Origin of the sequence: Enhydrobacter aerosaccus (assembly GCF_900167455.1) — a bacterium.
GTDB classification, from domain to species: domain Bacteria; phylum Pseudomonadota; class Alphaproteobacteria; order Reyranellales; family Reyranellaceae; genus Reyranella; species Reyranella aerosaccus.
In genome coordinates this window covers 52,442-65,848 of the sequence record NZ_FUWJ01000005.1, presented here as the reverse complement: position 1 = coordinate 65,848, position 13,407 = coordinate 52,442, and the positions used below count along the sequence as shown (strand labels likewise).

The window sequence follows — 13,407 nt, the reverse complement described above, 5'->3', positions numbered from 1 at the left end:
GGCGCGCCGCAGCGCTTCACGGCTTGTCGATGTTCCAGAACACGGGAATCGGCGCCGTCACGATGTCCGTGAGGCCCCGCGTGGCGGTCGGTAGGGTGTACTGGCCTAACGGGACGTGAGTGCCGACCTCGAGCGCGCGTGCCTGCAGATCGGCCGCGATCTTCCTGCGGCTGTCGAGGTCGGGCGCGCGGGCGAAGGCGTCGCGCAGCTGCTCGACCTTCTGGTCGCAGGGCCATCCGAATGCGGCCTTGTCGCAGGAGGCGTTCACCATCGTATTGGTGAGCGGGTTCATCATGTCGATCGACAGCCACGCGGTCATGAAGCCGCTCCAGCCGCCTTCCGAGGGTGGGCCTTTACGCAGACGTCGCGACACGATCGACTGGAAGTCGAGCGGAACCATCTCGACCTTGAATCCGCCGCGTTCGAGCAGCGACTTGGCGATCGGGCCGGCATTGGTCAGCACGTTGATGTCGGTGGTGTGCAGCAGCACGACGGGCGTGCCGTCGTAGCCGGCCTCCTTCAGCAACTCCTTCGACCTGGCGAAGTTCGCATCGAGCAGGCCTTCCGTACCGGCAGTGCTCTCGAGCGGCGTCCCGCACACGAACATCGCCTTGCAGACGCGATAATAGGCAGGGTCGCCGACCACACCTTCCAGGAACTCCTTCGAGGTGAAGGCGTACAGGGCGGCGCGGCGGATCTTGGGATTGTCGAACGGCGGTTGCAGCCAGTTCCAGCGGAAGTCGTACTGCGCGCCGATTGTGTTGTAGACCTTCACGGTGACGCTCCTGTCTGCCTTCAGCAGCGGCAGCAGGTCGTGCGGCGGCGCCTCGATATAGTCGATCTCGCCGGCCAGCAGCGCGTTGACGGCGGTCATGTGGTCCGGGATGGCCAGCCACTCGACGCGATCGACCTTTACCACCTTGCCGCCGGCCAGGCCGGAGGGCGGTTCGGCCCGCGGCTTGTAGTCGGGATTGCGCACATAGACGATCTTCTCGCCGGGCTTCCACTCATCCTTCTTGAAGATGAAGGGGCCCGACCCGACGATCTCGGTGATCTGCGTGCCGGGATCGGTGTCGGCGATGCGCTTGGGCATCATGAACGGCACCGATGCGCCGGGCTTGGCAAGCGAGTCGAGCACGAGGCCGTAGGGTTCCGTCAGGACCATCCGGAAGGTCTTGTCGTTCACGGCCTCCAAGGCGCTTACGAAGCTCAGCAGCTTCTGGCCGGTAAAGTCCTTGGCACCCCAGCGTCTCAACGAGGCGATGCAGTCCTCGCTGGTGACGGGCAGCCCGTCGTGCCACTTGAGCCCGTCACGCAAGGTGAAGGTGTAAATCAGCCGATCCGGACTGAGCTCCCAGTGATCCACCATCTGCGGTTGGACCTGCAGCTTTTCATCCATCGCGAACAGCGTGTCCCACACCATGTAACCGTGATTGCGCACGATGTTGGCGGTGGTCCAGATCGGATCGAGGATCTTGATGTCGGAATGCATCACGGCCCGCACCGTCTTCGTCTGGGCGAGCGTCGGGCAAGCCGCGAGCAGAGCGGCGACGAGCGCCGCTGCAATGGAGCGGAGTCTCATCGATCAGTCCGTTCGTGAGGGATCAGCTTTTCCACCGTGCCGTTGCGCGGTCACCCGGGGTGACGTCCGCGTCGGCCGGCGCCGCTACCTTGGCCATGTGGTTGTAGCGCTGGGCTGCGAACCACAGGGCGTAGTCGCCGAACTTGATAGGCGGATACTTGGCCGGCCTGTCCGCCGAGGCGCAGCCCGGCAGGCACTCGATCATCGTATCATGGTCGGGGTCGCAGAAAAACGGAATGGCGTAGCGAAGCGTGCCGGAGACGTTGCGAACCCGGTGAGGCGTCGACAGGAAGCGCTCGTTGCTCCAGCGATGCAGGATGTCGCCGCCATTGACGACGTAAGCGCCCTCGACATAGGGGGCGTCCATCCATCTCCCATCGGGCAGCAGGATCGACAGCCCCTGCACCTTGTTGGGCGGCAGCAACGTCATGAAGCCCGAATCCGTATGGGGGACCAGGCTGGCAACCGTGTCGTCACCGGCATCGATCTGCGGATAGCGTGACATGCGCAGGATCATGTGCGGCTTGGCAAAGGACGAGTCGAAGAACGTCTCCGGCAGGTCGAGTGCCAGCGCGTAGAGCTTGACCAGCTTCTGGCACAGCGCCTCGAGCGTCCGCATGTATTCCAGCACGTTCTCGCGAAAGCCCGGCAGATTCCCGGGCCACTTGTTCAGGGCGTGGAAGCGGCGGTTCGATACGACGTCGGGATCGTCGCGGGTGCGCTCGCGCCGCAGGAAGTAGGCCTCGTTCTGGCTCGGCTTCTTGTTCTGCGCTAGCGCGTTGGGCGGCGCCTTGTCCTGGATCGGCATGTAGCCGATCGTATGTTCGTCCACCTTGACCGCGAGCTTCTCTTCCATCGGCTGGGCATGGAAGCGGGCTGCCTCGTCGTAGGTCCGGTCGATCAGCGACTGCGAGATGCCGTGGCCTGCGAGATAGTAAAAGCCGACCTTCTCGAAGGCATAGCGGAGCTGCGCGGCTGCCAGTTCGGCGGCGCCAGACTTGTCGGCGAGGAAGTTCGAAACATCGATCAGCGGAATCTCTCCGCCGATCATGGTGGGGGTCACCCCGGCCACGGAGAGCGTGGAACTGGTCATCTCTTGCTGCATCGCGGAACCCCCAATTCGCTCCGATCTATTGCCGAAGATACTGCAATAAATGCGCCATTGGTTGCTTCTGTTGTTTGTGCCACACAGTTGCAAACGAGCTTGGAGGATATCGCATGGCATCGCCGCTTTTCGACCTGACAGGAAAGGTCGCCGTCGTCACCGGGTCGAGCAAGGGCATCGGCAAGTCGATCGCGCTGCATCTCGCGCTGCAAGGTGCCAAGGTCGTGGTGTCGAGCCGCAAGGCGCCAGCCTGCGAGGAAGCCGCCGCCGAGATCCGCAAGGCCGGAGGGCATGCGACCGTCATTCCTTGCAACATCTCCGACAAGGCGCAGTGCCAGAACCTGATCGCCGAGACGCGCAAGCAGCTCGGCCCGGTCGATGTCCTCGTGTGCAACGCGGCCTCGAACCCGTATTACGGGCCGACCGAGAAGATGCCGGATGATGCCTTCATGAAGATCATGCAGAACAACATCCTCAGCAACATCTGGCTGATCACCGCGTGCCTGCCGGACATGCGCGCCAAGAAGGATGGCTCGATCATCATCGTCTCGTCGATTGGCGGCCTGCGCGGCACGCCGGTGATCGGTGCCTACGGCATCTCGAAGGCCGCCGACATGCAGCTCGCGCGCAACCTCGCGACCGAACTCGGGCCGGACAACATTCGCATCAACACGATCGCGCCCGGCCTGGTGAAGACCGACTTCGCCAAGGCGCTGTGGGACAATCCCGAGTATCTCAACAAGCGCCTGGCCACGGCGCCGTTGCGGCGCATCGGCGAGCCTGACGATATCGGTGGCATCGCGGTCATGCTGGCCGGCAAGGCCGGCGCCTTCATCACTGGCCAGACGATCGTTGCCGATGCCGGCGTGACCATCGGCAGCTGACCGCGATGGGCGCCGATCGTCGGGGCGACGGCGATCGCGCGCTTCGGAATCACTTGCAACGATAGTGATAATGACCATCACGAAAATCTCGCGATGCGGGCGCTGATCGCGAGCTTCGTTGATTCCCCTCAGTGAGTGAGGTTATCGCTGGCGCAGGCTCGTGAGCGCCTGCGATTCCTGCGCCTTGAGGCTGAGATCGTCTCACCTCTTCGAAGATGTCGTGGCTTTTCGGGCCCATCCGGGAAAACCGGGACAGCTTCATTGGGGAGAACAAATCCATGGCCAGCCACGGCGCCGCCGTTCACAGCCATCACGCTGACAATCACACACCGACCGGCATCAAGCGCTGGCTGTACAGCACGAACCACAAGGACATCGGCACGATGTACCTCGTGTTCGCCATCGCCGTATCCTTCGTCGGTGCCGGCTTCTCGATGTGGATGCGGCTCGAATTGCTGAATCCCGGCGTGCAGTTCTTCAACGCGGCGGACGGGACGCCTGACGGGCATCTGTGGAATACGATCGTCACGGCGCACGGCCTGATCATGGTGTTCTTCGTCGTCATGCCGGCGCTGATCGGCGGCTTCGGCAACTGGTTCGTGCCGCTCATGATCGGCGCGCCCGACATGGCCTTCCCGCGCATGAACAACATCAGCTTCTGGCTGCTGCCGCCGGCGCTGATCCTGCTCGTGATGTCGGCTCTTATCGGCGGCGGTGTCGGCACCGGCTGGACCGCCTATCCGCCGCTGACGATCCAGCAGGGCGCGGGCATGGACCTGGCGATCTTCTCGCTGCATCTGGCTGGCGCGTCCTCGATCCTGGGCGCCATCAACTTCATCACCACCATCTTCAACATGCGCGCGCCGGGGATGACCCTGCATCGCATGCCGCTGTTCGCCTGGTCGGTGCTGGTGACGGCGTTCCTGCTGCTGCTGGCGGTGCCGGTCCTGGCCGGTGCTATCACCATGCTGCTGACGGATCGCAACTTCGGCACGCACTTCTTCGATCCGGCCGGCGGTGGTGACCCGACGCTGTTCCTGCACCTGTTCTGGTTCTTCGGTCATCCCGAAGTGTACATCATGATCCTGCCGGCCTTCGGCATCATCAGCCACATCGTCTCGACCTTCGCCCGCAAGCCGATCTTCGGCTATCTCGGCATGGCCTACGCGATGGTGGCGATCGGCGTGGTCGGCTTCGTGGTGTGGGCGCACCATATGTATACGGTCGGCATGGACGTCGACACGCGCGCTTACTTCGTGGCGGCGACGATGGTGATCGCGGTGCCGACGGGCGTGAAGATCTTCTCCTGGATCGCCACCATGTGGGGCGGCTCGATCCGTCTCGAGGTGCCGATGCTGTGGGCCCTGGGATTCATCTTCCTGTTCACGGTCGGCGGCGTGACGGGCGTGGTGCTGGCCAATGCCGGCGTCGACTACGCCATGCACAACACCTACTACGTGATCGCGCACTTCCACTACACGCTGTCGCTGGGGGCTGTGTTCGGCATGTTCGCGGGCTTCTATTACTGGATCGGCAAGATGAGCGGCCGCCAGTATCCCGAATGGGCAGGCTACCTTCACTTCACGGTGACGTTCATCGGCGTGAACCTGACGTTCTTCCCGATGCACTTCCTGGGGCTGAGCGGCATGCCCCGCCACTACGTCGATTATCCCGATGCGATGTGGCACTGGAACTTCATCGCGTCGATCGGTGCCTTCATTACCTTCACCGGCGCGATCTTCTGGCTGATCTTCGTCGTGTTCGGGACGTTGCTGTACGGCCGCAAGGTCGGAGCCAACTACTGGGGCGAGGGCGCCACGACGCTGGAATGGACGGTGTCGTCGCCGCCGCCGTTCCATACCTTCGAAGAGCCGCCCCATATCGCGGCCACGCCGGGCCACTGAGGCCCCCGGCGTCTCGGAGAAGGAGAGACGGCGCCTGAAGGCGCCGTCTTTCATTTCTCGGGGATGATCATGTCCGCCCATGCGATGCGCGGACGCGCCCTCACAGCGCGCCTTTCGACAGCTCGCCCAGGGCCGAAACGAAGGCGCGCGACGGCGACGAACTGGGCAGGTTGGCCGGAATGATCGATTGAAGCTCCTTTGCCAGATCGACATCCTCGAGCTCCAGTGCGACGAGGCTCCGGTGCCGCACTTCCTCGCGCACAGAGCTTTCCATCACCAATGAGATGCCCAGGCCTGCCTTGACGGCAGCCTTCACGGCGTCGGTGCTGCCGAGCTGGTAGGTCGTCCTGAGCTGGGAGGAAGACGCGCCCAGTGCCTTCCTGAGCAGGGTTCCTGTGCCGCTGCCCGGCTCCCCGCCGACCAACGGCTTTCCCACCAATTCCTCGATCGACACCATCTTGCGCCTGGCCCATGGGTGAGTCCTCGGGACGATGACGACGAGCGATTGGCGATTCCACGGCGTGGCTTCGAAGCCGGGGCGCTCGTCCCACCATTCCATCAGGCCGACGTCGATTTCGCCTGATTCAAGCTGGTCGGCGATTTCGGGATTGGAGCCGATCTTCAATTCGATAGGTTGTCCGCAGGCGTCGCTCAACTTCTTCATCAATACCGGCAGAAGGTAGATGCCGATATTGCTGCTCGCTCCGACCACGAGCTGGCCCGCCTTGACTGCCGCACGCCCGCGGCGATCGACACGAAGAAGGGCTCTTGCGAAGGGCAGGAACTGACTCCCGGATTTCGTCGGCAGGCATTGCGCATGCCCCCGGACAATCAGGAGGTCACCGAGCGCTTCTTCGAGCTTCCTCACCAACTGGGAAACGGTCGGCTGCGCGCATCCCAGGGCTGCGGCCGCCTCTCTAAAGCCGCCCTGGTCGACGACCGCAAGGAACGCGCGCACCTGCGTCAGATTAAGCAGCTCTTCGTCCAACATTGCTGACCTGCTCCCTTCCAGGCGCCCGATCGCGCCTCGACTGTTTAGTTCAGCGGATAATTACATAACATAATTGAAATCAATGAATGATAACAAAAGACGAAGAACGAGGAGAAAGATCAAATGCTCGACGAAGATCAGGTCGCTCGCTATCGGCGGGACGGGTTCATTGTCATTCCGGATTTCCTGGATGCAGCCGAACTCGGCTCCCTGACCGCAGAGGTCGACGGGCTCATCCGCTCGGCCGAGAAGTTGACGCGCTCCAACGATATCTTCGAGCTGGAGGATACGCATGTGCCCGAGCTGCCGCGGGTTCGTCGGATCAATCATCCTCATGCGCTCTTCGGCGGCATTTCCGCGTTCGCGAAGTCGGAACGACTCCTGTCGGTCCTGAAATCGATCCTGGGCCCCGACATCCGCATTCATGGCAGCAAGATCAATCTCAAGCCGCCGACAGGGGCTGCGGTCGCCTGGCACCAGGATTGGGCATTCTATCCCCACACGAATGACGACTTCCTCAGTGTCGGCGTCCTGCTGGACGATAGCTCGGAGTCCAACGGCGGCATGATGTGCGTGCCTCGGTCGCATCTCGGCCCGGTCTACGATCACCGCAATCCGCAAAACGGTGAGTTCGTGCATGCCATCGACCTCGATGCCCATCCGATCGACCTGTCCGAAGCGGAAATTCTGTCCGGTCGGGCAGGAAGCCTGACCCTGCATCACGTCCGCACGCTGCACGGCTCGGCGCCCAACCGCTCGAATCTGTCGCGGCGCTTTCTCCTGATCACCTACGCGGCTGCTGACGCTTGGCCGCTTCTCGGAGTCGAGGACTACCGCGCCTTCGAGGATGCGATCGTTTGCGGACAGTCGACCGTGTTTCCGAGAATGCAAGAGCTGCCTCTCACCGTGCCCTTCCCCGTGTCGCGTTACGGCGGCCACATCTTCGAAAGCCAGCGCGGGCTTCGGAACAAGCATTTTTGATTTTCGCGGCAAGGAGATACCGATGAAGACGCTTTCACGCCGTGCGGTCGCGGCAGGCCTGGTGGCAGCGCCCGCCATCCTGACAACTCAGGTGCGGGCTCAGAACAACGCCCGACATCTCCGGTTCGCGATCGCGCCGGTGCGGCCGACGCCGCAGATCACGATCAAGGAGTTCGAGCCGCTGTTCAAATATCTGGCGGGCGAACTCGGCATGACCTACGAGCTGGTCTCTCCCGAAAGCTGGGCGGCAATTTCGGTCGCCATGACCAACGGCCATGTCGATGTGGGCTGGCTCGGGCCGTGGGGTTACGTGCTCGCGCATCAGAAAGCCGGCGCCGAGGTCATCGCCACGGCGAAGTATCAGGGCAAGCCGATCTATCACGCCATCATCGAAGGACGTCCCGGACTGCCGATCAAGAAATGGCCCGACGACGCCAAGGGGATGAAGTTGTCGCTTAGCGACCGCGGCAATACCTCGGGCTGGCTGATTCCCATGGCCTACTTTACCAGCCAGGGAATCGATCCCGCCAAGTTCTTCGAATACAAGGAAGGCGCGACCTTCGCCAACAATGTGGCGCTGATCCAGCAAGGCGTCATCGATCTCGGCTCCGACATGGATCGCGGCCGGTATGGCATGATCGAGGCGGGCGAGATGGATCCGCGCAAGGTCAAGGTCTACTGGACCTCGAATCCACTGCCCAACGACGCCATCACGGTTCCCAAGGGCTTCGACCCGGAGCTCAAGGGCAAGATACAGCAGCTCCTGACCTCGCTCTCCGAGGAGAAGGCCCAATCGATGATGGGTGCCGGCTACAACGGCTTCGTGAAGGCGACCTTCGACGACTACGAGCCGATCGTCGAGGCCGGGCGGATCGTCAAGCTGATCTAGGATCTGACGATCGAAGGTCGCGCTGTTGCGCGCAAGAGGACCAGGCGAACAGGGGCGTGATGATCTCTCCAAGGCGCTATGAGGAACCGGCTGTACGGCTGCTGGATCGTTCCAGTCTCACCCGGAACACCTTGCTCGTTTGCTGCGTGGCGGTTCTCGTCGTTTTCTGGCGGGAATCCCACGTCGATTTCGGCAAGCTCGCGCAGGGAATGCCGCGGGTTGCCGGCTGGCTCGGCCAGATGCTGCCGCCCGACACGCGCGACCTTCCGGAAGTGCTGGCGGCCGCATTCGAAACCCTGGCGATGGCGACGATCGGAACGCTCTTTGCACTGGTTGCGGCTGTGCCGCTGTCGCTACTCGCGGCCCGCAATATCTCGCCGCACCCCATCGTCTATCAGATCGCTCGCGGCATCCTTAACCTGAGCCGCGGGACAGAAACGCTGGTGTTCGCGCTCATCTTCACAGCGGCGATCGGGTTCGGTCCGTTCACCGGCGTGCTGGCCATCGCCTTTCACATGACGGGCGCGATCGGAAAGATGCTGGCCGATGTCATCGAACCCGCGGATCGAGGCCCGCTGGAGGCCGCTGCCCTCAGCGGCGCCAGCCGCCTCAAGGTCCTGCGCTACGCCTTGCTGCCGGACATCATGCCGAACTTCATCGCCGTTGCGCTCTACATGTGGGAGTTCAGCGTCCGCACATCGACTGTGCTGGGAATCGTCGGCGCCGGCGGTATCGGGCAGACACTCAAGAACACCATCGACCTGCTCGACTTCCCGAAGATGGTGACGGTCCTGGCGATCATCCTTCTGATGGTTGGCGCAATCGACGTGATCAGCGACTTCCTGCGGCGTCGCATCCTTCAGGATCGAGCCAGCAATGCGCGGCCCGCGCCATTGCGCGTCGGCGATGGGGAGATCGGTCGTGTTTGACCACGCTCTTGCGCCTTCGGCGTCGCTCGCCGTCGACCGCGACATCGTCCTGAGCCTTCGCGATGTCGGCAAATCCTACGGCGGTACGCAAATCCTCCGTCAGGTTTCCTTCGACGTCGGCAAGGGGGAGTTCGCGGTCGTCCTCGGGCCAAGCGGATCGGGGAAATCGACGCTGTTCCGCTGCATCACGCGGCTTACCGAACTTTCCGCGGGAACGGTCCACTATGAAGGCCTCTGCGTAAACACGCTGGATCGGAGAGGGCTGGCGCAGCTCCGCTCCCGCATCGGCTTCGTCTTTCAGCAGTTCAACCTCATCAAGCGTCTGTCGGCCCTGGACAATGTCCTCACCGGACGCCTCGCCAGCGCACCGTTATGGCGCGTTACCTGCCGATCCTTCTCCAAAGCCGATCGTCAGCTTGCGTTGGGCTGCCTCGACGCTGTCGGCATGCTCGACTTTGCCTATCGACGGGTGGACGGGCTTTCGGGCGGCCAGCAGCAGCGTGTCGCCATTGCCCGGGCCCTGGCGCAACAGAGTCATGCCATCATTGCCGACGAACCGATCGCCAGCCTGGATCCGGAATCGGCCTTGCTGGTGATGCAGGTCCTCGGGCGCGTCGCCCGCGACTATGGGATCACGGTGCTCTGCAGCCTGCATCATGTCGACCATGCCTTGAAGATGGCCGACCGGATCATCGGCATGCAGGCGGGCCGCATCGTCGTGGACAAGCCGGCGCGGGACGTTTCGCCGGAAGACCTCCGCTCGATCTATGCGAGCGCGAAGCCCAACTGAGGTTGGACGGCGAGATCGGTCAGGAAGCGGCAGTCTTCTTCCTGAAGGTCACCACCAGCACATCGCGATAGGCCGGCTGGGCTGGATTCTCCGGCACCACCGGCGTCACGCCGTGATAGCAGCGCGAATCGTCGACCAGCGCCGCATCGAGCGGATCGGTAAGGGTGAAGCTGCCGAGCGTGCGCTTGTCGAGATCGTGGATCGTCGTCGTGCCGCTCATGATATTGCGGCGGGCGACCAGCAGCACCATCACGTAGTCGACGCCGTCGCGGTGCATGCCCTCGGGCGTCGGCTTGCCGTGTTCCCCGGTGCGGGCCTCGATGCGGAACTGATGGGTCTCGACATGCCATTCCGCCGTTTCGGGGACGAGGCGGCTGAATAGCGCGCGGGCGTACTCGAGGACGGTGCGGAAGCTCGGGCCTTCGCTGATCTCGGGCTTGATGGGTTCGAACCAGCGCTCGATGCCGCCATTCAGCGTATTGTAGTTGACGCTCTGGTAATGAGGCTGGTGGGGTGCGCGGACGATCTGGCCTTGGCGCGGGGCCGCGAAGACCCCGAAGCGGCGCCGACGATAGCGGCCGCCATCGCCCATGTAGGTGTCGAGGCCGAGGTCGTTCCAGCTGTCGGCGAAGGCCGCCCAGTCGGCCAAGGTGCCAAAGCGCCCCAGCGCGGCGCGCATGTCCGAGGCCTCGACGAAGGCATAGCCGGCGCGGGCCAGCGCGTTGCGAATGCCTGTGGCGTTTTGCAGTCCGGTACCGATCTCGCTCATGAAACCCACCCTAGCACCACCGTGCCCAATTCGGCAGGCGGTGCGCATGAAGCTTTCTAGGGATTGGCGCGCGCCTTGCATTCAATCAACGCCGAGCCTCCTGGGGAGATACATCGCATGTTACGCCGCCGTTTGATCGTCGCCGCCGCTGCTTCTTTGGCGGCACCCGCCATCGTTTCGCGCAGTTCGCTTGGGCAGAATCTGCGCAAGGTGAAGATGGGGACTGCCTTCACCACCACGACCAATGCCGCCTTCCTGATGCCGGACCTCCTGAAGCCGGAGGGCATCGATCTCGAACTGGTGATGTTCCCGTCGCTGGTGCAGCGCATGCAGGCTGTCGCCTCGGGCGACGTCGATATCGGCAATGGCGGACTCTCAGCCACCATGCAGGTCGCCACCAAGGGCTTCCCGATGCAGGTCCTGGCCAATGGCTGCGACGGCGGCTGGATGGTGTTGGCCCAACCCTCGATCTCGAGCTTCAAGGATCTGGTCGGCAAGAAGATCGCGGTGCAGAACGGTTCGATCGGTCTCGTCTCGCTCAACTGGAAGCTCAAGCAAGAAGGGGTCTTCGGCAAGGTCGACCTCGCCTTCATGGACAACCAGGACCAGCCGGTGCCCTTGATGCGCGGGGACGTCGCCGCGATCTGCTGTTTCGAGCCCTATGCCGCGCTGGCCGAGATCAACGGCTGGGGCAAGCGGCTGTGGGTGCCGTACGATTCCCCGATGGGCAAGACCAACCTCGGCTTCGTCGCCTCGGAGAAATTCACCAAGGCCGACCCCGACCTGACCAAGAAGATGGTTCAGGCGCATGTGAAGGCGACGCAGAAGATGGCGTCGGATCCCTCGATCGCCATCGAGACGACGATCAAGCAGTTCAAGATGACCAAGGAGGTGGCCGAGCTTTCGACCAAGAACCTGTTCTTCAGCGCCGAGTCGGGTGCCCCGTTCGTCAACGGCCTGAAGGCGCTGGCCAAAATGATGGTCGACGACAAGATGCTCGACAAGGAGCCCGACTGGGGCAGCTTCCTCAACCTCGGCTACGTCTGATGCAGTTGCGTCGTGCGCTGGGGCTCATGCCCCTGGCGCTGCTTCTCATCGCCTGGGAAGTCGCCGTTCAGTTGAAGGTGTATCCCCCGGTCCTGCTGCCGTCGCCGGAGAAGGTGGCGCTGGTGTTCGTCAACGATACCGCGACGGTGCTGGACCATGCCTTGTCCAGCGTCGGCCGCGTGCTCGTCGGCATCGGCCTGTCGTTCCTGGTCGCGGTCCCGCTCGGTCTCATGATCGGCCGCTACCGCCTGCTCGACATGCTGACGGACTGGTCGATCCAGATCTTCCGGTCGGTGCCGCCGATTTCCCTGATCCCGCTGGCGATCCTGTTCCTCGGTATCGGGGACAAGCCGGCGATCGCGTTGATCTTCCTGTCCGGCCTGTGGCCGCTCTTGATCAACACCATCTTCGGCGTGCGCGGCATCGAGCGGACGCTGATCAAGGTGGCGCGGGCGGCGCGAGCCGGCGAGTTCCTGGTGATGAAGGACATCATCCTTCCGGCCTCGCTGCCGGCCATCTTCACGGGCCTGCGGCTCGCGGTCGGAGCCGGCTGGCTGACCGTGGTCACGGCCGAGATGATCGCCGTCAAGTCGGGGCTAGGCTACATGATCCTCAATGCCCAGCTTACCTTCCGGTCCGATCTCATCTTCGCCGGCATCATCGTGATCGGTGCCATCGGCCTGCTGGCCGATCAACTGGTGCGCCTGGCGCGCAGTCGTGCTTGCCGCTGGCAGGAGGGCCTGACGGCCACCAACGAATGAACCGATTCATCGAATGCGTGAATGTCGGGAAGATCTACCCGGGCAAGACCGGCCAGGTGGAAGCCCTGCGCGGCATCAACTTCCTGTGCGACGAAGGCAGTTTTGTCTGCCTGCTCGGACGTTCGGGCTGCGGCAAGTCCACCCTGCTGCAATTGCTGGCTGGACTCGAAAGGCCGAGCTCGGGACAGATCGCCGTTGCCGGCCGTGAGCTGGACGGGCCGTCACCCGACGCTGCCATCGTCTTCCAGGATCATGGGCTCTTCCCCTGGATGACGGTGCAGAAGAACGTCGAGTTCAACATGAAGGCGCGGGGCGTGGCCGCCGGCGAACGGCGCGAGCGGGCACGCGGCTTCATCGAGATGACCGGCCTGACCGGCTTCGGCGATCGCTATCCGCACGAGCTGTCGGGAGGTATGCGGCAGCGCGTCGGCATCGCCCGTGCGCTGACGACCAATCCCAAGGCGCTGCTGATGGACGAGCCGTTCGGCGCGCTCGATGCCCAGACCCGCGGACGGTTGCAAGACGAACTGCTCCAGATCTGGGAGAAGCAGCGCACGACGGTGCTGTTCGTCACCCACTCGATCGACGAGGCGCTGCTGCTGGCTGACCGCATCCTCGTCTTCACGCCGCGGCCGGGCAAGATCGCGGCCGACGTCAGGGTGGACCTGCCCCGCCCGAGGACGCAACAATCGGCCGAGTTCACGGCGCTGGCGCGCGAACTGCGCGGACTGATCGGCGCCGAGCGCGATTTCGACTGAAGCAACCGGTCCGGGGG

General features: G+C 63.4%; 13 protein-coding genes. 9 read left to right on the top strand and 4 right to left on the bottom strand.

Annotation, left to right across the window (positions count from 1 at the left end; translation table 11 throughout):
• Positions 1-16: 16 nt before the first annotated feature.
• Positions 17-1,582 carry an ABC transporter substrate-binding protein gene (locus B5D62_RS19015; protein ID WP_085935516.1) on the bottom strand — a complete coding sequence of 522 codons (1,566 nt, stop codon included), beginning with the start codon at positions 1,580-1,582 and terminating at the stop codon, positions 17-19.
• Between the two features lie 22 nt (positions 1,583-1,604).
• On the bottom strand, positions 1,605-2,675 hold the full coding sequence (locus B5D62_RS19010; protein ID WP_170921019.1) for an isopenicillin N synthase family dioxygenase: 1,071 nt from the start codon (positions 2,673-2,675) through the stop codon (positions 1,605-1,607).
• Between the two features lie 125 nt (positions 2,676-2,800).
• On the opposite strand from B5D62_RS19010, the gene B5D62_RS19005 reads away from it, so the two are divergent.
• Both B5D62_RS19005 and ctaD read left to right on the top strand, forming a co-directional pair.
• On the top strand, positions 2,801-3,571 hold the full coding sequence (locus B5D62_RS19005; protein ID WP_085935514.1) for an SDR family NAD(P)-dependent oxidoreductase: 771 nt from the start codon (positions 2,801-2,803) through the stop codon (positions 3,569-3,571).
• Between the two features lie 278 nt (positions 3,572-3,849).
• Complete coding sequence (ctaD, locus tag B5D62_RS19000) at positions 3,850-5,475, top strand: cytochrome c oxidase subunit I (RefSeq protein ID WP_085935513.1); 1,626 nt, start codon at positions 3,850-3,852, stop codon at positions 5,473-5,475.
• 100 nt (positions 5,476-5,575) lie between these two features.
• On the opposite strand, the gene B5D62_RS18995 is transcribed toward ctaD, so the two are convergent.
• Complete coding sequence (locus B5D62_RS18995) at positions 5,576-6,466, bottom strand: LysR family transcriptional regulator (protein ID WP_218191151.1); 891 nt, start codon at positions 6,464-6,466, stop codon at positions 5,576-5,578.
• Positions 6,467-6,589: 123 nt separating this feature from the next.
• Between B5D62_RS18995 and B5D62_RS18990 the strand changes: the two genes are divergently transcribed.
• From B5D62_RS18990 to phnC, 4 genes are read left to right on the top strand one after another with little or no spacing between them, the layout of a single operon-like run.
• The gene (locus B5D62_RS18990) at positions 6,590-7,447 is read left to right on the top strand and encodes a phytanoyl-CoA dioxygenase family protein (RefSeq protein WP_085935512.1); all 858 of its coding nucleotides are present in this window, start codon (positions 6,590-6,592) and stop codon (positions 7,445-7,447) included.
• 22 nt (positions 7,448-7,469) lie between these two features.
• Positions 7,470-8,336 (top strand): phosphate/phosphite/phosphonate ABC transporter substrate-binding protein, encoded by an 867-nt coding sequence (locus B5D62_RS18985; protein WP_085935511.1) that lies wholly within the window; start codon positions 7,470-7,472, stop codon positions 8,334-8,336.
• Positions 8,337-8,395: 59 nt separating this feature from the next.
• Complete coding sequence (gene phnE, locus B5D62_RS18980) at positions 8,396-9,265, top strand: phosphonate ABC transporter, permease protein PhnE (protein ID WP_085935510.1); 870 nt, start codon at positions 8,396-8,398, stop codon at positions 9,263-9,265.
• A complete protein-coding gene (gene phnC / locus B5D62_RS18975) occupies positions 9,258-10,055 on the top strand; it encodes a phosphonate ABC transporter ATP-binding protein (protein WP_218191149.1) in 798 nt (265 codons plus the stop codon). Before phnE ends, phnC begins: the two co-directional genes overlap by 8 nt.
• A gap of 19 nt (positions 10,056-10,074) precedes the next feature.
• On the opposite strand, the gene B5D62_RS18970 is transcribed toward phnC, so the two are convergent.
• On the bottom strand, positions 10,075-10,824 hold the full coding sequence (locus B5D62_RS18970) for a 2OG-Fe dioxygenase family protein (protein WP_085935509.1): 750 nt from the start codon (positions 10,822-10,824) through the stop codon (positions 10,075-10,077).
• 117 nt (positions 10,825-10,941) lie between these two features.
• Here B5D62_RS18970 and B5D62_RS18965 point away from each other — a divergent pair, with 117 nt between their 5' ends.
• Genes B5D62_RS18965 through B5D62_RS18955 form a run of 3 tightly spaced genes read left to right on the top strand, consistent with a single transcriptional unit; the run spans position 10,942 to position 13,390 of the window.
• Positions 10,942-11,871, top strand: a complete 930-nt coding sequence (locus B5D62_RS18965) for an ABC transporter substrate-binding protein (protein ID WP_085935508.1) — start codon at positions 10,942-10,944, stop codon at positions 11,869-11,871.
• Positions 11,871-12,632: an ABC transporter permease gene (locus tag B5D62_RS18960; RefSeq protein ID WP_085935507.1), complete on the top strand. Its 762-nt coding sequence runs from the start codon at positions 11,871-11,873 to the stop codon at positions 12,630-12,632. The genes B5D62_RS18965 and B5D62_RS18960 overlap by 1 nt, the downstream gene beginning before the upstream one ends.
• Positions 12,629-13,390 carry an ABC transporter ATP-binding protein gene (locus tag B5D62_RS18955; RefSeq protein ID WP_085935506.1) on the top strand — a complete coding sequence of 254 codons (762 nt, stop codon included), beginning with the start codon at positions 12,629-12,631 and terminating at the stop codon, positions 13,388-13,390. Before B5D62_RS18960 ends, B5D62_RS18955 begins: the two co-directional genes overlap by 4 nt.
• The last annotated feature ends 17 nt before the right edge of the window (positions 13,391-13,407 follow it).